The organism is Halomonas sp. HNIBRBA4712, from assembly GCF_043558675.1.
Taxonomy (GTDB): Bacteria; Pseudomonadota; Gammaproteobacteria; order Pseudomonadales; family Halomonadaceae; genus Vreelandella.
In genome coordinates, this window is the sequence record NZ_JBIFXR010000009.1 from 18,894 (window position 1) to 37,658 (window position 18,765).

At 61.6% G+C, this 18,765-nt stretch carries 19 protein-coding genes; 5 read left to right on the top strand and 14 right to left on the bottom strand.

Features of this window, described 5'->3' with window-relative positions; translation table 11 throughout:
• Positions 1-3: 3 nt before the first annotated feature.
• The 5 genes from ACGK9R_RS15330 to ACGK9R_RS15350 all read right to left on the bottom strand — a co-directional run bounded on the left by ACGK9R_RS15330 (position 4) and on the right by ACGK9R_RS15350 (position 4,512).
• Positions 4-843 (bottom strand): metal ABC transporter permease, encoded by an 840-nt coding sequence (locus ACGK9R_RS15330; protein WP_394582835.1) that lies wholly within the window; start codon positions 841-843, stop codon positions 4-6.
• Positions 840-1,724, bottom strand: coding sequence for a metal ABC transporter permease (locus ACGK9R_RS15335; RefSeq protein WP_394582838.1), 885 nt, complete (start codon positions 1,722-1,724; stop codon positions 840-842). The genes ACGK9R_RS15330 and ACGK9R_RS15335 overlap by 4 nt, the downstream gene beginning before the upstream one ends.
• On the bottom strand, positions 1,721-2,674 hold the full coding sequence (locus ACGK9R_RS15340) for a manganese/iron ABC transporter ATP-binding protein (protein ID WP_394582841.1): 954 nt from the start codon (positions 2,672-2,674) through the stop codon (positions 1,721-1,723). The genes ACGK9R_RS15335 and ACGK9R_RS15340 overlap by 4 nt, the downstream gene beginning before the upstream one ends.
• Positions 2,674-3,555, bottom strand: a complete 882-nt coding sequence (locus tag ACGK9R_RS15345) for a metal ABC transporter substrate-binding protein (protein WP_394582844.1) — start codon at positions 3,553-3,555, stop codon at positions 2,674-2,676. The genes ACGK9R_RS15340 and ACGK9R_RS15345 overlap by 1 nt, the downstream gene beginning before the upstream one ends.
• Positions 3,556-4,146: 591 nt before the next feature.
• A complete protein-coding gene (locus ACGK9R_RS15350) occupies positions 4,147-4,512 on the bottom strand; it encodes a nucleoside deaminase (protein ID WP_394583036.1) in 366 nt (121 codons plus the stop codon).
• A gap of 368 nt (positions 4,513-4,880) precedes the next feature.
• Here ACGK9R_RS15350 and ACGK9R_RS15355 point away from each other — a divergent pair, with 368 nt between their 5' ends.
• Positions 4,881-5,387, top strand: a complete 507-nt coding sequence (locus ACGK9R_RS15355; protein ID WP_394582847.1) for a nucleoside deaminase — start codon at positions 4,881-4,883, stop codon at positions 5,385-5,387.
• A gap of 11 nt (positions 5,388-5,398) precedes the next feature.
• Here ACGK9R_RS15355 and ACGK9R_RS15360 read toward each other — a convergent pair whose 3' ends face one another.
• The 8 genes from ACGK9R_RS15360 to ACGK9R_RS15395 form a co-directional block, all read right to left on the bottom strand.
• Complete coding sequence (locus ACGK9R_RS15360; RefSeq protein ID WP_394582850.1) at positions 5,399-5,728, bottom strand: DUF4124 domain-containing protein; 330 nt, start codon at positions 5,726-5,728, stop codon at positions 5,399-5,401.
• A 61-nt stretch (positions 5,729-5,789) separates the two neighbouring features.
• Positions 5,790-6,104, bottom strand: coding sequence for a hypothetical protein (locus ACGK9R_RS15365; RefSeq protein WP_394582853.1), 315 nt, complete (start codon positions 6,102-6,104; stop codon positions 5,790-5,792).
• A 74-nt stretch (positions 6,105-6,178) separates the two neighbouring features.
• The gene (locus ACGK9R_RS15370; RefSeq protein WP_394582856.1) at positions 6,179-6,892 is read right to left on the bottom strand and encodes a phosphatase PAP2 family protein; all 714 of its coding nucleotides are present in this window, start codon (positions 6,890-6,892) and stop codon (positions 6,179-6,181) included.
• A 186-nt stretch (positions 6,893-7,078) separates the two neighbouring features.
• Positions 7,079-9,925, bottom strand: coding sequence for a valine--tRNA ligase (locus tag ACGK9R_RS15375; protein ID WP_394582860.1), 2,847 nt, complete (start codon positions 9,923-9,925; stop codon positions 7,079-7,081).
• Between the two features lie 140 nt (positions 9,926-10,065).
• A complete protein-coding gene (locus ACGK9R_RS15380) occupies positions 10,066-11,121 on the bottom strand; it encodes a YhcG family protein (RefSeq protein WP_394582863.1) in 1,056 nt (351 codons plus the stop codon).
• A 17-nt stretch (positions 11,122-11,138) separates the two neighbouring features.
• On the bottom strand, positions 11,139-11,570 hold the full coding sequence (locus tag ACGK9R_RS15385; protein ID WP_394582866.1) for a DNA polymerase III subunit chi: 432 nt from the start codon (positions 11,568-11,570) through the stop codon (positions 11,139-11,141).
• A 101-nt stretch (positions 11,571-11,671) separates the two neighbouring features.
• Entirely contained in the window at positions 11,672-12,781 is a 1,110-nt protein-coding gene (locus ACGK9R_RS15390; protein WP_394582869.1) for a branched-chain amino acid aminotransferase, read from the bottom strand.
• A gap of 139 nt (positions 12,782-12,920) precedes the next feature.
• Positions 12,921-14,438, bottom strand: coding sequence for a leucyl aminopeptidase (locus ACGK9R_RS15395; RefSeq protein ID WP_394582872.1), 1,518 nt, complete (start codon positions 14,436-14,438; stop codon positions 12,921-12,923).
• Between the two features lie 121 nt (positions 14,439-14,559).
• Here ACGK9R_RS15395 and lptF point away from each other — a divergent pair, with 121 nt between their 5' ends.
• From lptF to bfr, 4 genes are all read left to right on the top strand, one after another.
• The gene (gene lptF / locus ACGK9R_RS15400; protein ID WP_394582875.1) at positions 14,560-15,636 is read left to right on the top strand and encodes an LPS export ABC transporter permease LptF; all 1,077 of its coding nucleotides are present in this window, start codon (positions 14,560-14,562) and stop codon (positions 15,634-15,636) included.
• A complete protein-coding gene (gene lptG / locus ACGK9R_RS15405) occupies positions 15,636-16,715 on the top strand; it encodes an LPS export ABC transporter permease LptG (RefSeq protein WP_394582878.1) in 1,080 nt (359 codons plus the stop codon). Before lptF ends, lptG begins: the two co-directional genes overlap by 1 nt.
• A gap of 212 nt (positions 16,716-16,927) precedes the next feature.
• Positions 16,928-17,134, top strand: a complete 207-nt coding sequence (locus tag ACGK9R_RS15410; RefSeq protein WP_394582881.1) for a (2Fe-2S)-binding protein — start codon at positions 16,928-16,930, stop codon at positions 17,132-17,134.
• 211 nt (positions 17,135-17,345) lie between these two features.
• Positions 17,346-17,837, top strand: a complete 492-nt coding sequence (gene bfr, locus ACGK9R_RS15415; protein ID WP_263585047.1) for a bacterioferritin — start codon at positions 17,346-17,348, stop codon at positions 17,835-17,837.
• Positions 17,838-17,907: 70 nt separating this feature from the next.
• Here bfr and ACGK9R_RS15420 read toward each other — a convergent pair whose 3' ends face one another.
• Positions 17,908-18,744 (bottom strand): manganese catalase family protein, encoded by an 837-nt coding sequence (locus ACGK9R_RS15420; protein WP_394582886.1) that lies wholly within the window; start codon positions 18,742-18,744, stop codon positions 17,908-17,910.
• Positions 18,745-18,765: the final 21 nt, after the last annotated feature.

Consider the following 18,765-nt stretch of genomic DNA (forward strand, 5'->3'; position numbering starts at 1 on the left):
GGGCTATATTGCTGCTTCGCGCTTGGCCGTCTGGCGCACGGAGTAGATGAAGGTGATCACGAACACCAGTGTGTAGAGGAGTACGATGGTGGGGGCCGGGGCACTGTCGATGAAAAACGATAGATAGACGCCGAGAAAGGCGATCACGGTCGACATTACCACGGCGACGAGCAGCATGACGCTGAAACGGCGCGTCAGCAAAAACGCTACGGCGCCGGGGGCGATCAGAAGCGCGATGGCCAGGATGATGCCCGCGGCCTTGAGCGCACCGACGATGGTCAGCGAGATCAAGCACAGCAGGCCATAGTGCAGCCACCGGGTGGGCAGGCCTACGGCGCGCGCCTGGGTCGGGTCGAAGGCGTGTAGCAGAAAGTCCTTCCACTTCAGGCTAATCACGCCTACCGTCACCAGGGCAATGAGAGCGGACTCGAGGATATCCCCCCAGCCGACGCCGAGAATGTTGCCGAACAGGATGTGATCCAGATGCACCGTCGATTGAATCTCGACGTAGAGCACCAGCCCCAGCCCGAACATGCCAGAGAAGACGATGCCCATCACCGTATCCTGCTTGATACGGCTATTCTCCTTCAAAAAGCCGGTGGCCAGCGCGCACACCATGCCCGCCGTAAAAGCGCCGATGGCCAGCGGAATGCCAACGATGTAAGAGATTACCACGCCGGGAAACACCGCGTGCGAGATCGCATCGCCCATCAGCGCCCAGCCCTTGAGCACCAGAAAGCAGGAGAGCAGCGCCATGGGGATCGCGACCAGCACGGCGATGATCATCGCATTGAGCATGAAATCGAACTGGAAGGGGGCGAGTAGCCACTGACCGAGACTCATGACGCCTCCTCTGGTTGGGCCGGTGAGGGCGCGCGCAGGGCAAGTGCGGCTCGGCGGCGGGCGGCCAGCATGCCGTGCTTGGGCGCGAAGACGAACACCACCAGAAAGATCAGCGTTTGCAGCACGACGATGATGCCGCCGGTCGCGCCATCGAGGAAATAGCTGATATAGGCGCCGAAAAAGCTGGTCAGCGTGCCGATGGCCACGGCAAGCATCAATACTCTCGAGAAGCGATCCGAAAGCAGATAGGCGGTTGCCCCCGGCGTGACCACCATGCAGATCACCAGAAAAGCGCCGACGGTCTGCAGTGCGGCCACGGTCGAGGCCGAGAGCAGAGTAAAAAAGAGCACCTTGAGCGCCGTGGGGTTGAGGCCGATGGAGCGGGCATGGTTTTCGTCGAAAAACGTGACCATCAGGTCTTTCCACTTGATGAGCAGAACCGATAGCGATACCACACCGATGATACCCAGCTGTAGGGTATCGGACGGCGTGATCGCCAGCACGTTACCCAGCACGATCGACTGAATGTTCACCGAGGCCGGGGAGAGCGACACCATGAAGAGCCCCAGGCCGAAGAAGGCGCTGAAGGTCATGCCGATGATCACATCTTCCTTGAGCTTGCTGCGCTGATTGAGAAACAGCATCGCGGCGGAGGCGAGCCCGCCGGCAAAGAAGGCGCCGAGCGAAAACGGCAGCCCAATCATATAGGCGCCGGCGACGCCGGGCACGATCGAATGCGACAGCGCATCGCCGATCAGCGACCACCCCTTGAGCATCAGATAGCAGGAGAGAAAGGCGCAGACGCCGCCCACCAGCGCCGACACCCACATGGCGTTCTGCATGTAGCTGTAATCGAAGGGCTGGAGCAACAGGTCGATCATTGGCGGCGCTCCGGTTCTGCTGGACGGGTCGCATCCTCGCTGTGGCTTGTCAGCGTTTCAGGTGAGCGCCGGGTGGCGATGCCGTTTTGCAGCACCAGCGCCCGCTCGTCGTCGGTGAAAACGCCCACCGGATGGCGCGGTGCTTCGTCGTCGTGTTCGAGCATGAAGTGGCGCAGCACCCCGCCAAAGGCCCGCTCGAGGTTGTACTGCGTGAAGGTTTCATCCGTCGGGCCATAGTCGAGCACGGTGCCCTTGATCAGCACGGTGCGATCGCAAAATTCCGGCACCGAGCCAAGGTTATGGGTCGACACCAGCATGACCCGGCCTTCGTCGCGCAGCTCGCGCAAAAGCGCGATGATCTGATCCTCGGTCCTGACATCGACGCCGGTGAAGGGCTCGTCGAGCAGAATCACCCGGCTGTCCTGGGCCAGCGCACGCGCCAGGAAGACGCGCTTGCGCTGGCCGCCGGAGAGCTCGCCAATCTGACGTTTTCTGAACTCGCCCATGTTGACGCGGGCCAGCGCCGCCTCGACCGCTTCATGGTCGGCCCGTTTGGGGATCCTGAGCATTCCCATCCGGCCGTAGCGGCCCATCATGACCACGTCTTCGACCAGTACCGGGAACTGCCAGTCGACCTCTTCGGACTGCGGCACGTAGGCGATGAGGTTGCGCTTGAGCGCGGCGTTGACCGGCATGTCGAGCACCCGGATTTCGCCTCTGGCCAGGCGCACGAAGCCCATGATCGCCTTGAACAGAGTCGACTTGCCCGAGCCATTGACGCCGACCAGCGCAGTGATGGTGCCGGTCGGCGTCAGAAAGGTGGCATCGCGCAGCGCGGTGTGGCCGTTGCGGTAGGTCACCGTCGCACCGTTAACGGCGATACCGCCGCCCGGTGGCCGGGCGGCGGTATCGGGTGCGACGCTCGAGGTTCGAGAGTCGGTATCTGGCATTATTGCATTCCTTCGGTCAATCCATCGGCGATGGTTTGAGACGTCACCTTGAGCAGGTCGATGTAGGTCGGCACCGGGCCGTCGGCTGCGCTCAGCGAGTCGACGTAAAGAACGCCACCGTAGTGGGCACCGGTTTCACGGGCGACCTGCTGCGCCGGGTTGGCAGAGACGGTGCTCTCGCTGAACACGACCGGAATATCGTGGGCGCGAACCTCGTCGACCACGTGGCGCACCTGCTGAGGCGTGCCTTGCTGATCGGCGTTGATCGGCCAAAGGTAAAGCTCTTTCATGTCGAAGTCACGGGCCAAATAGGAGAAGGCGCCTTCACTCGAGACCAGCCAGCGCTGCTCTTCGGGAATTTGCGACAGCACTTCACGAATCGGCGCGATTGCGGCTTCGATCTCCTCCTTGTACGCCTCGGCGTTGTCGCGATAGGCGTCGGCATTGTCCGGATCGTAGGTAACGAAGGCATCACGAATATTGTCGACATAGATCAGCGCGCTTTCCGGCGACATCCAGGCGTGCGGGTTGGGTTTGCCGTCGTAGGGGCCGCTGGTGATGCTGATCGGGTCGATGCGCTCGGAGGCCACTACGCTCGGCACGTCGTCCAGGTGCTGGAAGAAGCGCTCGAACCAGCGCTCGAGATCCAGCCCGTTCCAGATGATCAAATCGGCGCCCTGGGCGCGCATGATGTCGCCCGGCGTCGGCGAGTAGTCATGAATTTCGGCACCGGGTTTGGTGATCGACTCGACCGTCGCGGCGTCGCCGGCCACGTTCTGCGCCATGTCCGCGATGACCGTAAAGGTCGTGACCGCCTTGAATGGCTCCTGGGCACTGGCGGAAGTGCTGGCGATAACGCCCATGGCCAGTGTCGTCGTCAACGCAAGTCTGGAAAACCCTATCTTCCGATTCATCATGAACCCTTTAGGTGTGTGAATATTAGGCGGCTCTTTACTCTATAGCACGGCGAAGACATCATCGGTCGATCAAACTTAGCCTTGGTTCATTTTTGTTCTTTATGGAAACTTTTATAGCAATGACTAAATGAGATGTAAAGGGGCAATTGGCGGTGATCGCTTACCCGGTTAAGAGCAGAGTAGGGCGCTAGCTGCGCCTCGCGTGTCGCCAAGCCGTGGCGAGCGCGAGTAGCAGACAGGCCAAAGCGGGTACGAGAACGTCGAGCACCGAGTCCAGATGACAGCGGGTATAAGCGCCTTCAAGCGATCCAGAAAGCTATTGAAGGGGGGATCGCAACAAGCGGTAAGGTCAGACGTTCGACGCGAACGGGTGGATTGTCTCAAGTAGGCCCAGGGTGCCACCGCCGGAAGAGCCTGCCGAATCGCTGACATCAGTGGCTCCGTGTACCGGAATCGGCCACACGACTCGTTGGAAGACCTGACGGCAGGGAAATGCCTGGCGAAATACCAACGGATGGAAAACCCCAATCAGCGATGCCACTAAAACCGGGATGTTTACAATGCCCGCTCACGATACCGACAGTGCAACTGATAAACCGCCCGAGCCAGCGCCTCGTCCGGCCCGCTAACGGGCACTTTTGGCGCCACCTGCTCAATGGTAAGCGGGGCTACCGGCGGGTTCTCGAGCCCCCACTCCCTGTGCCAGTCGGCAAGCTGCTTCGAGGAGCTGGCGTAAACGATCGGCCCAAGGCCCGCCCAGGCATGGGCGGCGGCGCACATGGGGCAGTGTTCGCCGGAGGTGAACACAGTCGCTTCCTGCCGCGCCTCGGCGTCCAGATGCTGTGCGGCCCAGCGCGCCAGCTCGAACTCCGGGTGTTGGGTCGCATCGCCGCTGTTGATGCGGTTTCGGGCCTCATGCAGTACGACGCCCTAGGCGTCGGCGAGTACCGAGCCGAAGGGCTCATCGCCGGCAGCAAGGGCGTGCTCGGCGAGGGCGACGGCGCGCTGGAGTAGCTGATGGCGCTGGGTGGCATTCATGGAAAGCGCTCCTGTGTGAACGGGCAGTCAAACCAAGCGTAGCACCTGAGGGTCGGCCTGATGAGAAGGTGTCGATCTCGACCCGCGCGCTGGGATATTTCAACTATCTTTCATGTTCCATCGCGAGCCTGACGTTGACCCTCCTGCCGTGTGGTGAAGGCTCCCAAGTCACCTGGCTACACGTGGGCCAGGTCGTTGAAAGCAGGTAGCGAACAGGACGCTCATCTCGATTATAAGGAATCGAATAACTCATGACTCAAACACCTACTCCCGAAACCCTTATCCAGCGTAGCGTCGAGCTGGCACTGAACAACGTCGAAGCGGGCGGCAAACCCTTCGCCTGTATCGTGGTGGATCGTGAATCCGGCGAGATCGTGCATGAGGCGACCAATCAGGTATCGCAAAGCGGGGATCTGACGGCGCATGCCGAGATCACCGCCATCCGTGAGCTGGCCGCCAAGGGGAGAACCGACCTTCACGGGTGCGATGTTTATATTACCGCTTACCCGTGCCCCATGTGCCTCGGGGCGCTCTACTACGCGGCGCCGGAGCAGGTGTACTTTGCCGCCACGCGCGAGCAGGAAGGCGAACACTACGAAGATGGCGGCCGCTACATGAAGCTCGCTACGTTCTATGACGAGTTTGCCAAACCGATCGCCCAGCAGAACCTGCCCTTGTCTCAGTTGAACGTCGAGGACCCCACGGCGCCGTTTCGGCTCTGGACCCACCGTCACAAGAGCCAAGGGGCCATGCAGTAGCCAAGGGTGATTCAGCGCCGCTTTCTACCAAAGCGCAGCGGAACGCGGGCGCGCGCTTTCACTTCGGCGTTACGCCGCTGAAGGGAGTGCTGATGCTGGTTGCTGGCGGGAAGGTAAATGACGCGAGGCGGCGCCACCGTTTGAAGCGAGGGCGCGCGGGGTCTTGCCGGCGGAGCCTGGATGATGCTCAGGCCGTTGGGGTTGACGGTTCTCGATGCGCCGCCTGCACAGGGAGCGTCCTGATAGGTCGTATGGCCATTGGGTGCGGTACAGCGAAAGAGCTCGGCATGGACAGGCAAAGCGGGAAGCGCCAGCGTGACCAGCAGGAGTATTTTTTTCATTGTGAGTCGGCGCTAAGCAAACATTGGTATGGCAAGAGTACCAACAAACCTGCCGGCGGCGCTACTGGCTGCGCTTGCGAATGATCGACACCGCCAGCGCGAGAAGAAAACAGGCCACCGCCGGCGTGAGCACGTCCAGCACCGAGTCCAGGTGCCAGCCCTTGTAAACGCCTTCGAATAGGCCGACCGGCTGGGTCTGACCCCATTCCCAGCCGCGCTGGATGGCGAGCTTGTACTCATGCTGGGCGATCTCGCGGCCAAGAAACACCGCCACGGCGAGCGAGCCGGAGACCCACAGGCTCACGCGCGGCAGCAGCGCGAGCAGTAGCTGAGCGCCCAGCGCGATCAGCACGTGTTCCAGATGGCTCATGTTCATGTGGGTATCGGTGGTCTCCCTGTCCGAATCGACGCGCGATACAAAAACGGCCGCATTCGAGCGGCCATTTGGCGTTAAAGATAGCGGGGCAGCAGCCGGTGGGCCGTGGCTTCGAAAAAGCGCGCCATGCGCTCGATGAGCCGTGAAATATAGGCGTTGCACAGAATCCACGGCAGCACCACCAGTGCAATGGCAAGTGCCCCGAAGTAAACGTCGCTCACCCAATGGCCGCCCACCAGAATGCGCGGCATGGTGACGAACACGGCTAGCGCCACCGCGAGTGAAGCGATCAGCCGGTCGGCAAAGCGCAGCATGAAGCTTGCGAACACCATCGCTAGCAGGCCGTGGTCGCTCGGAAAGCTGTTGGAGGCGGTCGCCTTGGCGTTGAGAAAGGTGTAGTTATTGAGAATGTTGACCTCATCGTGCCATACCGTGGGGCTGGGGCGGGCGGCAAGCAGGTCCATGTGCAGCATCTCGCCCAGAAGCGCCCCGACGGCGGACATGATCAGGCCGATCGCCAGCCACTTCGGCCAGCTGCCGTTCTTGTCGCGCACCATGGCGAAAAACAGCATGATCACCAGCACGCCGAACATCACCTTGTCGAAGGCGCGGGTGTTGAGCAGCGCCATCGCCTCGACCCAGCGCGGATACATGGGGCTAATGAACTGGTTGAAGAAAAAGAACACATCGTCGTCGAGCTTCGTCCAGAACAGCACCGACGGCAGCCACCAGCTGGCGATCAGCGCAAAGCCCAACAGGTTGTAGAAGAGAATTCGACGAGTATGCATGACAATTCCTGGCTATCGGTTTTACGTGAGGCCTGTAGTCTAGTTTGTTAGCGGGTTAATGAACAGTGTTCGGTATCGAGAAGTGACCCATCGCCGCGCCCCTTCCGATAAAAGTAACTATCTGTGATCAGCAAATGCGCCAGCGCCACCCGAAGGTGGCGCTGGCGCTCGATCAAGAAGACGCGGTTAGAGCGCTTCGATCTTGGCCTTCTGCTCCTGAAGGAGCTTTTTGGCGGACTGGAACTCGGCGAGCTTGCCGCGCTCTTTCTCCACCACTGCTTCCGGCGCCTTGGCGATGAAGCCTTCGTTGCCGAGCTTCTTCTCGATGCCGCCGATCAGCTTCTCCTGCTTCTCGATCTCTTTATTCAGGCGGGCAAGCTCGGCGTCCTTATCGATCAGATCCGCCATCGGCACCAGCACTTCCATGTCGCCAACCAGCTGGGTCGCGGACAGCGGCGCCTCGCTCGGGTTGGCAAGCCAGGCCACGCTTTCGAGTTTGGCCAGTTTCGACAGGAACAGACGGTTGTTCTCCAGGCGCTCGGCGTCCGTCGGCTGGCCCTTGGTGAGCAGCACGTCCAGCGGCTTGCCCGGAGCGATATTCATCTCGGCGCGGATGTTGCGCACGGCGATGATCACGCCCTTGAGCCATTCGATGTCGCGCGTCGCCTGATCGTCGATCTTGCTCTCGTCCGCCACCGGCCAGGCCTGGGTCATGAGCGAGGCGTCGCCGCCCGGATGACGGCCCGCCAACGGCGCGACGCGCTGCCAGATCTCCTCGGAGATATAGGGCATCATCGGGTGCGCCAGGCGCAGGATAGTTTCGAGCACGCGCACCAGCGTGCGGCGGGTACCGCGTTTTGTCTCGGCGTTGGCGGCGTCGTCCCAGAGTACCGGTTTGGAGAGCTCCAGGTACCAGTCGCAGTACTCGTTCCAGACGAACTCGTAAAGTGCCTGGGAGGCGTGATCGAAGCGGTACTCGTCCAGCGCTTTGGTGACCTGGGCCTCGGTCTTCTGCAACTGGGAGATGATCCAGCGATCGGCGAGCGAAAGCTCGACCGGCTCGTCCTGGGCGCCGCAATCCTCGCCTTCGGCGTTCATCAGCACGTAGCGCGAGGCGTTCCACAGCTTGTTGCAGAAGTTGCGGTAGCCGTCCAGGCGGTTCATGTCGAACTTGATATCGCGCCCGGTGGTGGCTTGCGAGAGAAACGTGAAGCGCAGCGCGTCGGTGCCGTGGGGCTCGATGCCGTCCTTGAACTCTTCCTTGGTCGCCCTGGCGATCGCCTTGGCTTTTTGCGGCTGCATCATGTTGCCGGTGCGCTTTTCCAAAAGCGCCTCCAGGCTGATGCCGTCGATCAGGTCGATCGGGTCGAGCACGTTGCCCTTGGACTTCGACATCTTCTGGCCCTGGCCGTCGCGCACGAGACCATGCACGTAAACGGTCTTGAAGGGCACTTCACCGGTGAACTTGAGCGTCATCATGATCATCCGGGCGACCCAGAAGAAGATGATGTCGAAACCGGTCACCAGCACGCTCGACGGGTGAAAGGTCTCGAGTTCCGGCGTCTTCTCCGGCCAGCCCAGCGTACCGAAGGTCCAGAGGCCCGAGCTGAACCAGGTGTCCAGCACGTCCTCGTCCTGAGTCAGCGTCACATCTGCGCCCAGGCCGTGCTTCTCGCGGGCCTCTTCTTCGGTGCGCGCCACGAACACATTGCCGTCCGCGTCGTACCAGGCGGGAATGCGGTGGCCCCACCAGAGCTGGCGCGAGATGCACCAGTCCTGCAGGTCGCGCATCCAAGCAAAGTACATGTTCTCGTAGTTCTTCGGCACGAACTGGATGTCGCCGTTCTCCACCGCTTCGATGGCGGGCTTGGCGAGCTGATCAACCGCGACGAACCACTGGTCGGTCAGAAGCGGCTCGATGACATCCCCGGAGCGGTCGCCATAGGGCAGGGTGTTGTTGACAGTTTCGACTTCGACCAGAAGGCCAAGCGCATCCATGTCGGCAACGATCTGTTTTCGCGCCTCGAAGCGGTCGAGCCCGGCGTACTTCGCGGGCAGGCTCGCGTCTTCATCGGGCTGGGGTTGGCCCTTGAGGTCGAAGATCTCGGCGCGCTCGAGGATCGTGGCGTCTTTCGAGAAGACGTTGATCAGAAGGTGCCCCTGGCGTTTGCCGACCTCGTAGTCGTTGAAGTCGTGAGCCGGGGTGATCTTCACGCAGCCCGAGCCCTTTTCCATGTCCGCGTGCTCGTCGGCGACGATCGGAATGCGCCGGCCCACCAGCGGAAGTTCGATGAACTGGCCGATCAGGGAGGCGTAGCGGGCGTCGTCCGGGTTCACCGCCACGCCGGTATCGCCCAGAAGCGTTTCCGGGCGGGTAGTGGCGACGACGATATGATCCTTGCCGTCGGCGGTTTGCACGCCGTCGGCGAGCGGGTAGCGGAAATGCCAGAAGCTGCCCTGCTGCTCCTTGTTTTCCACTTCCAGATCGGAAATCGCGGTATGAAGCGTCGGGTCCCAGTTGACCAAGCGCTTGCCACGGTAAACGAGCTTCTCCTCATGCAGGCGCACGAATACTTCCTGCACCGCCTTGTAGAAGCCGTCGTCCATGGTGAAGCGCTCGCGGGACCAGTCGACGCTGGCGCCCATGCGGCGCAGCTGGCGAGTAATATGTCCGCCGGACTCCTCCTTCCACTCCCAGATCTTGTCCGTGAACGCCTCGCGGCCAAGATCGTGGCGCGTCTTGCCCTCTTCCGCAGCCACCTTGCGCTCGACCAGCATTTGCGTCGCGATACCCGCGTGGTCGGTGCCTACCTGCCAGAGCGTGTTGTTGCCCTGCATTCGCTTCCAGCGCGTCAGGGTATCCATGATGGTGTCCTGGAACGCGTGGCCCATGTGGAGGCTTCCGGTCACGTTCGGCGGCGGAATCATGATCGAGAAGGGCGCGCCCTGGCCCGACGGCGCGAAGCGGTTGTCCGCCTCCCAGCGCTGGTACCAGCGGGTTTCGATCTGTTCGGGTTGGTAGGTCTTTTCCATGGAGCGGCTCACAGACGACGATGCTTTTTGCAAAAAGCATGCAATTCAAAAGAGGTTCGAAAAATGGCGGCCAGTATAGCGCGATATGGGGGAGGGCGTCAGGCGCGCGTTCGAGGCGCTGCCGCCTTCATTGGGCTGGCTTACGCTTCGTCAGGACGACGTTTTATCTCGGCGAGCTCCTGTTCGAGGCGCTCGATACTGGGTAGGCCAGTTTGTAGCTCGGTGGGTAGCGACTCCAGCAATTTGTACTCGGCAATACCCATCGGCTGCGACTTGTCGCTCAGGGCGTACTCGGCAACAACGCTGTTTTTACTCTTGCAGAGCAATAGGCCGATGGTCGGCGCATCCAGCTCGGTTTTTACCTGGCGGTCGACCGCGGCCAGGTAAAAGCCGAGTTGCCCCAGATGCTCCGGTTTGAACTTGCCGGTTTTGAGCTCGATGACCACGTAGCAGCGAAGCTTCAGATGGTAAAACAGCAAATCGAGGAAGAACTCTTCTCCGCCGACATCGAGCAGCACCTGACGCCCCACGAAGGCAAAGCCCGCGCCCAGCTCCAGCAGAAATTCGGTGACATGGCGCACCAGCGCCTTTTCGACGTCGCGCTCCTGGGATTCTGCCGAGAGACTGAGAAAGTCGAAGCGGTAAGGGTCTTTCAGCGATTCGCGGGCCAGGTCCGACTGCGGCTTGGGCAGATTCGCGTCGAAGTTGGTCACCGCCGCGCCCTGGCGCTCGAGCAGGCGGGTTTCGATTTGCATGACGAGAACGTTGCGCGACCAGCCGTTTTCCACGGCTGCCTGGGCATAGGCCAAACGCTCAGCGGGCGCTTTCAGCTTGCTTATCAGTACAAGATTGTGGCCCCAGGGTAATTGTCCAACAGCCTGTTGGACAATTTCATCGTTGGTCCAGGCGTCGGCAAAGGCACGCATGTACATCAGGTTGGCTCTGGAGAAGCCCTTTATTTCCGGAAACGCCGTGCGCAGATCAAACGCCAGGCGTTCGATCACCTTGGCCCCCCAGCCTTGCTCCACCTGGCGGTCGAGAATATCCCGGCCGATCTGCCAATAGAGCAGAATCAGCTCGCGATTGACCGCCAGCGTCGCCCGTTGCTGCGACGCGTGAATACGCTGCTTAAGTTCGGCGAGCCAGTCGCCGTAGCCGTCGGGCGGTGTGATCAGGGAAGCGGGCTTGTCGCTCATGACTTTTCTCTCCGGACTTAGCCAATCTTGTGCGGCACCACCTCATGGCCAAGCTCCTTGTAGCGCTGCCAGCAGGCGCGCTTGGCCAGCAGCACCTGCTGGTGCTGGTTGATGATTTCGGCCACGCGCACGAAGCGCTCGATGCCCTCGGGGATCTCCGGGTGCAGGTTCAAAAGCGCCGTTTCTTCGCTGGGCGCGGGCAGCTCGCCAAAGCCGAGCGTGATGGGGACGCTGTCGGCCAGGTCGCTGCCTTCGATCGCGTGGGGCAGGTAAGCGTCGTCACGAAAACTCCAGAGCGCTTCGTCAGCCTGCTCGGCAAGCGCCTGGTCCTCGCAGTGCAGGTGCAGCCGGTAGCCCTTGCGGTGGATGGTTTCGGCCAGCTTGCAGGCAAAGGCGAGCCGCCCCTCCAGGGTGGTGTCCTGAAGAATGTAGAAGTCGATTCGCGCCATGGGTCTGCCCTGGTTTATGAAAAATAACGCCATGAAAAGCAACGTTATGAACATCAACGCTATGAAAAAAAGCCGCCGCCGGAAGGCGGCGGCGGAGGCGATCACACCAGCCGGGTCAACCAGCCGTGCTTGTCTTCACTGCGCCCGTACTGGATGTCCAGCAGCGTCTTGCGAATGCGCATGGCTACCTCGGTGCTTTCGCCCTGAGCGCGGATGCGCTCGTTCTCGGTGACCAGCTCGCCCACCGGGGTGATGACCGCCGCGGTGCCGCAGGCGAACACTTCGCTGATCTCGCCGTTGGCGGCCCCTTCGCGCCACTCGTCGATGCTGATCGGGCGCTCCTCCGGCGTCAGTCCCATGTCCTTGGCCAGTGTCAGCACCGAGTTGCGGGTCACGCCTTCGAGGATGGTGTCGGTCAACCGCGGGGTGACCAGGCGGCCATCCTTGTAGACGAAGAAGAGGTTCATGCCGCCGAGCTCTTCGATCCACTTGTTCTCGGCAGCGTCAAGAAACGCGACCTGGCCGCAGCCGTGGCCCTCGGCCTCTTTTTGCGCGGCAAGCGAAGCGGCGTAGTTGCCGCCGCACTTGGCAAAGCCGGTGCCGCCGGCGGCGGCGCGCTTGTAGGTCGATGAGAGCCAGATCGAGACCGGCGAAATGCCGCCCTTGAAGTAGGAGGCCGCCGGCGAGGCGATGACGTAGTAGTCCACCTCGTGGCTCGGGCGCACGCCGAGAAACGCCTCGGAGGCGATCATGAACGGGCGCAGATACAAGCTGCACTCGTCGGCGTCGCTTTTGGGCGTGGGCACCCAGGCGTGGTCCTGGGCGAGCAGCGCCTGGATCGAGCCGATGAAGTCCTCGTCACTGAGTTCCGGCAGGGCAAGGCGGCGGGCGCTACGGCGCAGGCGTTCGGCGTTCTTCTCCGGGCGGAAGGTCCAGACCGAGCCATCCTCGTGGCGGTAGGCCTTGATGCCCTCGAAGATTTCCTGGCCGTAGTGCAGCACCGCCGCCGCCGGGTCCAGAGTCAGCGGGCCGTAGGGGCGCACCTGGTGACCGTGCCAGTCGGCGTCCACGGTCCAGCGCACGTGGGCCATGTGGTCGGTGAAGTAGCGGCCAAAGCCGGGATTCTGGAGAACGCTTTCGCGAATGTTCTCCGCCGTGGGCAGGTTGGAGGGCAGGATCTCGAAACGGTTGGCTGAACTGGCACTGGGCACGGCGTGTGGTCTCCGCAAAAATACCCTCGAAGGGGTAAACATCAAAAAAAGGGGAAAGGCGCCCGCGAGCGGGGCGCCTTGTGGTTTCAGGTTTAACGGTTGTGGTCGCGAAAGGCAACCGCTTCGCCGCCTGACCGCGCTATTTTGTCTCGGTTTCGATCTCGGCGTCGGTTTCCCGGTCGAGCAGGTACTGGGTCAAAAGCCCCACTGGCCGGCCGGTGGCGCCTTTCTGTTTGCCCGAGTGCCAGGCGGTGCCGGCGATATCCAGATGCGCCCAGGGGAAGTGCTCGGCAAAGCGCGACAAAAAGCATGCCGCGGTGATCGTCCCCGCCGGGCGCCCGCCGATATTGGCAAGGTCGGCGAAGTTGGAGTCGAGCTGCGGCTGATACTCGTCCCACAGCGGCAGCTGCCAAGCACGGTCCCAGGCGCCTTCGCCGGCTTCCAGCACATCGAGGGCCAGGTCGTCGTCGTTGGAGAGCATTCCGGTGGCGTGGTGGCCGAGTGCCACGATGGCGGCGCCGGTGAGCGTGGCGATGTCGATCACGCTGGCAGGCGTAAAGCGCTCGGCGTAGGTCAGCGCGTCGCACAGCACCAGTCGGCCCTCGGCGTCGGTGTTGAGCACTTCCACGGTCAGGCCCTTCAAGGTCTTTATGATGTCGCCGGGCTTGGTGGCGGCGCCATCGGGCATGTTCTCGGCGGCGGCGACGATGAACACCGCGTTGATCTTCGGCTTGATCGAAAGCACCGCCTTGACGGTGCCGAACACGCTGGCGGCGCCGCCCATGTCGAACTTCATTTCGTCCATGCCTTCGCCGGGCTTGAGCGAAATACCGCCGGTATCGAAGGTAATACCCTTGCCGATCAGTACGTGGGGCGCTTCACTCGGATCATCGGCGCCCTGGTACTTCATCACGATCAGCCGCGAGGGCTCGACGCTGCCCCGGCCCACGCTGAGAAGCGACCCGGCGCCGAGCGCCTCGAGCGCTTCTTCATCGAGAATCTCGACTTCGAGTGCGCCCTGGGACTCGCGGCCCAGGGTGTCGGCCTGCTCGGCCAGGTAGCGCGGCGTGCAGACGTTGCCCGGCAGGTTGCCAAGCGTACGGGTGAAGTTGATGCCCTGGCCGATGGCGATACCGACCCGGGCGCCGTGCTCGGCGCTCCTTGCCTCATTGGCATCAGAAAGCATCAGATTGAGCCGGGTCAGCGTGGCCGCGGGCGCCGGGGTGGACTTGAACTGATCAAAGCGGTAGAGCGCGCGCTCGGCGGCCTCCAGCGTTTTGCGCGCCTTCCAGGCGGTGTCGCGCTCGAGCGGGATATCGGTGAAAGCGGTACTCGCCTCGCGGATCGGCAGCTTGACCAGCGCTTCCATCGCGGCGTCCATCGCCTTGAGCGCCGCCGCCTCCTGGCACTTCTCACGCTCGCCCAGGCCCACCAGCAAGAGGCGATCGGCGCCCAGACCCGGGGCGTAGGGAATAAGCTGAACGTTACCGAGCGCGGCGTCGAAATCGCCGCGCTCCAGGAGTTGACCGATCAGCCGCTCGCTGGCGTCGTCGAGTTTCGCCACGGCGGGCAGCAACTCGCTATCTTTATAGACGGGCAGCACCAGGCAAGCCGTTTCAAGCCTGGCGGGGTTGGCCGTCTGAACGGAAAATTCCATGAGGTCTCCAACAAGACAAGCATCGAGGGATTCGCGATAATACCGCGATCATTGATTGGTTTAGTGTACCCAGGCCATCCGCGTATTGCATGGCCCCTTGCAGCACTGGGCGGAGAACGCGTTGATTTTATTTCGGTACTTGACTCGTGAAGTGTTACTCACCATGTCGGCGGTCGCCGGCATTCTGCTGTTGGTCATCATGGGCAGCCGTTTCATCCGCTACTTCGCCTCCGCGGCCGAGGGGGATTTTCCGGTCACCATTCTGGGCAGTCTGATGTTCTATCACCTGCCGGGCTTTCTCGAGCTGATCCTGCCGCTGGCGTTTTTTCTCGGCATTCTGCTCGCCTACGGCCAGCTCTACATGAACAGCGAAATCACCGTGATGGTGGCCTGCGGCATGAGCCCGACGCGGCTTCTGCGCGTCACGCTCTTGCCGGCGTCGATCGTCGCTCTCATGGTGGGGCTTTGCAGCCTGTGGCTCACCCCGGCAGGCTCGCTTTTGACCGAGGCCACCATCGAAGAGCAGCAAAGCCGCCTCGATGTCTCGGTGCTGGCGCCGGGGCGCTTTCAAAGCTTTGGCAGCGGGCGCACCGCCTATATCAGCGGCTTCAGCGACGACGGCACGCGCATGCAGGAGGTGCTGGTCCACGAGCAGGCCCAGGGTAATGAGCCCGGGCACAGCTATATCACCCGGGCGCGTTCGGGCTACCAGGAGAGCCGCATGGAGACCGGCAGCCGCTTTCTGGTGCTGGAGGAGGGCGAGCGCTACGGCGTCACCCCCGGCGCGCGCGAGGCCGAGCGGCTGATATTCGACCGCTACACGCTGCGCCTAGGCCTGAGCCGCGACCGCCAGGAGCTCGATTCCCTCGAGTTCGCCACTACTGCGGAGCTGTGGCGCGATGAAAGCCCCCGCGCTCAGGCGCAGTTTCAGTGGCGCGCCGGGCTTCCGCTGATGGTGTTCGTGCTGGCGCTACTGGCCCAGCCGCTCTCACGGGTCAACCCGCGCCAGGGGCGCTTTGCACGGCTTCTGCCTGCGGTGTTTCTCTACGTGGCCTACTTGAGCCTGCTGCTCGCCGCGGTGGATGCCATCGGCAGCGGCGCGCTTGCCACCGCGATCGGCGTGTGGCCCATCCACGCGCTCTTTTTACTGCTGGGCGCTCTTTTGATCTGGCGCTCGCAACGTAAAGGAATGCGTTAATGTTCGGTGCTTTCAATCCCTTCGATCAACTGGATCGCTACATCGCCCGCAACGTTCTGGGCGCGATCATCGTCGTGCAGTTCGTGCTTTTGGGGCTCGATATCACCATTGCCTACATTGGTGACCTGGGCGACACCCAGGGCAACTACTCGGCGCTCGATGTGCTGCTGTATCTGGGGATGCGCCTGCCCTGGCGGCTTTACCAGTACGCGCCGGTGGCGGTATTGATCGGCGCGCTGATCGGGCTTGGCACCATGGCCTCGAGTAACGAGCTGACCGTGATGCGCGCCGCCGGGCGCTCGCTCGGGCGCATTCTTTGGGGCGTGATGAAGCCGGTGCTGCTGGTGGTCGCCATACTATTGCTGGTGGCCGAGTTCGTCAGCCCAAGAACCGAGCAGTTCGCCGAAGCCTGGCGGCTGGAGCAGCGCCAGGGCGAAGGCGCAATGCTACAAAGCCGCAGCGGCTGGCAGTTCGAAGGCGACAGCGTCTATCGCTTCGGCGCCATTCGCGCTGACGACGTGGTGCTCGATTTGACCCGCTACCGCTTCGAGGAGCGCCGCCTGGTCGAGGCCACCCGCGCCGCCAGCGCGCGCTGGGAAGAGGGCGCCTGGCAGCTCGATCAGGTCAATATCACGCGTATTTTCGAGGATCGCACCGAGTCCGAATACCGCGAGCAAATGGCGTGGGAAACCGAGCTCACGCCGACCCAACTCGAGCGCCTTCTGCGCGACATCGAAAGCCAGGCGCCCAGCGAGCTTTGGGCCTACGCCAACTTTCTGAAAAGCCAGGGGCAGAGCGCCGAGCAGCCGCTGCTCTACTTCTGGCAGAAGATGTTGATGCCGCTGACCATGGGCTCGCTGGTGCTGATCGCCGCTTCCTTCGTGTTCGGCCCGCTGCGCACCGTGGCCGCCGGCACACGGGTATTCTACGGCGTGGTCACCGGGCTGATGTTCAAATACGTGCAGGATCTGCTGGCGCCGGCGTCGAGTCTGTTCGGCTTCTCGCCGGTGTGGGCGGTGCTGGTGCCCACGCTTGCCTGCGCCGCCGTGGGGCTCTACTTTTTGCGTCGAAACGGTTAGCAGAAAGCCGCTTCCCCATGGCCGGGCCGCTTTTTAGAGCGGCCCAGCTTTTTTTTTGGAAAAAATGGGTTGCTGCTCGGTGTCTAACTGGCTGACTCGCCAACAGAAAAAATCGACAGGTTAAAAACCGCTACTAAAGGACATTGAATGGCACTTGATAAATCTTATGCGAATCATTTACATTAACTTCAGCCATTTTCTGAGGTGATGTCATGTACGTGTGTGTGTGCAAGGGTGTAACCGACCACCAGATCCGTCGTGAAGTAAACGAGGGCGCTCGCAGCTGGCGCGACGTGCGCGAGGCAACCGGCTGCGCGACCCAATGCGGCAAGTGCGCTTGTCTTGGTAAGTCGATCACCCGTGAAGCGGTGCAAGAGGCGCGCGCTCAGCACGATATGGGACTCTCTTACGCTGTATGATGCGAATCTCTATTGTTTGATTTGCTTTTAGCAAGCATCTGATTTTCTTGTATTTTTCGATCTCTTCTCTATACTTTCAGTCACCCGGGAAGTAGAGCCCATCGTGGCTACTTCTTTATCAACGTAACTGCTTGATTGTTCGAGTACCGGCGACGACACGATGTCGATCTCATGCGGTCCTACAAAAGCGGTTTTACAGCAAAGGTGACACATGAAAGGCGATCCGAAGGTCATTCAGCATCTCAACATCGCACTCGGCAACGAGCTGGTCGCGATCAATCAGTACTTCCTCCACGCCAAGATGTACAAGGATTGGGGCCTCAAGGCGCTGGCCAAGTGGGAGTACGATGAGTCCATCGAAGAGATGCAGCACGCCGACAAGATCATCGAGCGCATCCTGTTCCTCGAAGGTATCCCCAACCTGCAGGACCTGGGCAAGCTGCACATCGGTGAGAACGTCAAGGAGATGCTGGAGTGCGATCTCAAGATCGAGCACGACGGCCGCAACGACTACATCGAAGCGATCACCTACTGCGAAAGCGTCAAGGACTACGTGACCCGCGACATGCTGCGCGATCTGCTTGCCGATGAAGAAGAGCACATCGACCACATCGAAACCGAGCTCAGCCTGATCGACAAGGTCGGTATCCAGAACTACATCCAGCGCCAGATGCACGTAGCCGGCGATCAGTCCTACGAATGAGCGCCGCTTTTATCAAGCGCTGAGCATGAAAAACCCCGAACCTGGTTCGGGGTTTTTTGTGCGAAGTTATCTACTTCGAGGGGTCGATCTGCTCGGTTTGCGCACCCGAGTTTGGCTTGGCACCGCCCAGCGACGGCTCTTGGCCCAAAGGTTCAGGGGTATTCTTGATCGAGTACTGGCTGCGGCCGTCCAGGGATGGGCCTTCACCCCAGCGCCCCTTGGGCGCGTCCTTATCGAGCAAGGTGTTGAGGTAGTAGTAGGAGTGCTCCGTCGCCTCGTGTTCTTCCGGCGTCGAGTTGGGAATCGGCAGCTGCGCTTCCATGCCGCCCAGCTCCTCAATGATCGCCAGCCACTGCTGCTGGTGGTAGGTGTCCCGGGCAATCAGAAACGACAGGAAGTCCTTCATGCCGTGATCGTCGGTCCAGTTGTAGAGCCGGGTGGCGAGTACGCGACCGCCGGACTCCGCTGCCACGTTAGCCATCATGTCCGCGCCGATGTTGCCGGTGGCGTAGACATGGCTCATATCGAAAGGCACGCCGTTGGCGTTGACCGGCATGGCGGAAAGCCCGGAAGAGAGCAGGTGGCGTGGGTTGGCGCCACCCAGAATGGCGTTCATGACCGGGTCCTTGGCGGTCTCTTCCTGATAGGAGACCGGTGCGCCTTCAAGATTGAGCGCCACGGCGTGGCCGAGCATCTCGATATGCGAAAGCTCTTCGGTGGCGGTGGACATCAGCATGTCGCGGATGCGGTCATCGCCCCGCGCGCCCATCGCCTGGAAGAAGTACTGCATGGCCACGCGAATCTCGCCTTCGATCCCGCCGATCGCTTGCTGCAAGAGCATGGCGAACTGCGGATTGGGTTTGTCGACCTTGACCGGGTATTGAAGTTTCGACGAGTGATGAAACATTTTTACTCTCCATAGTAATGA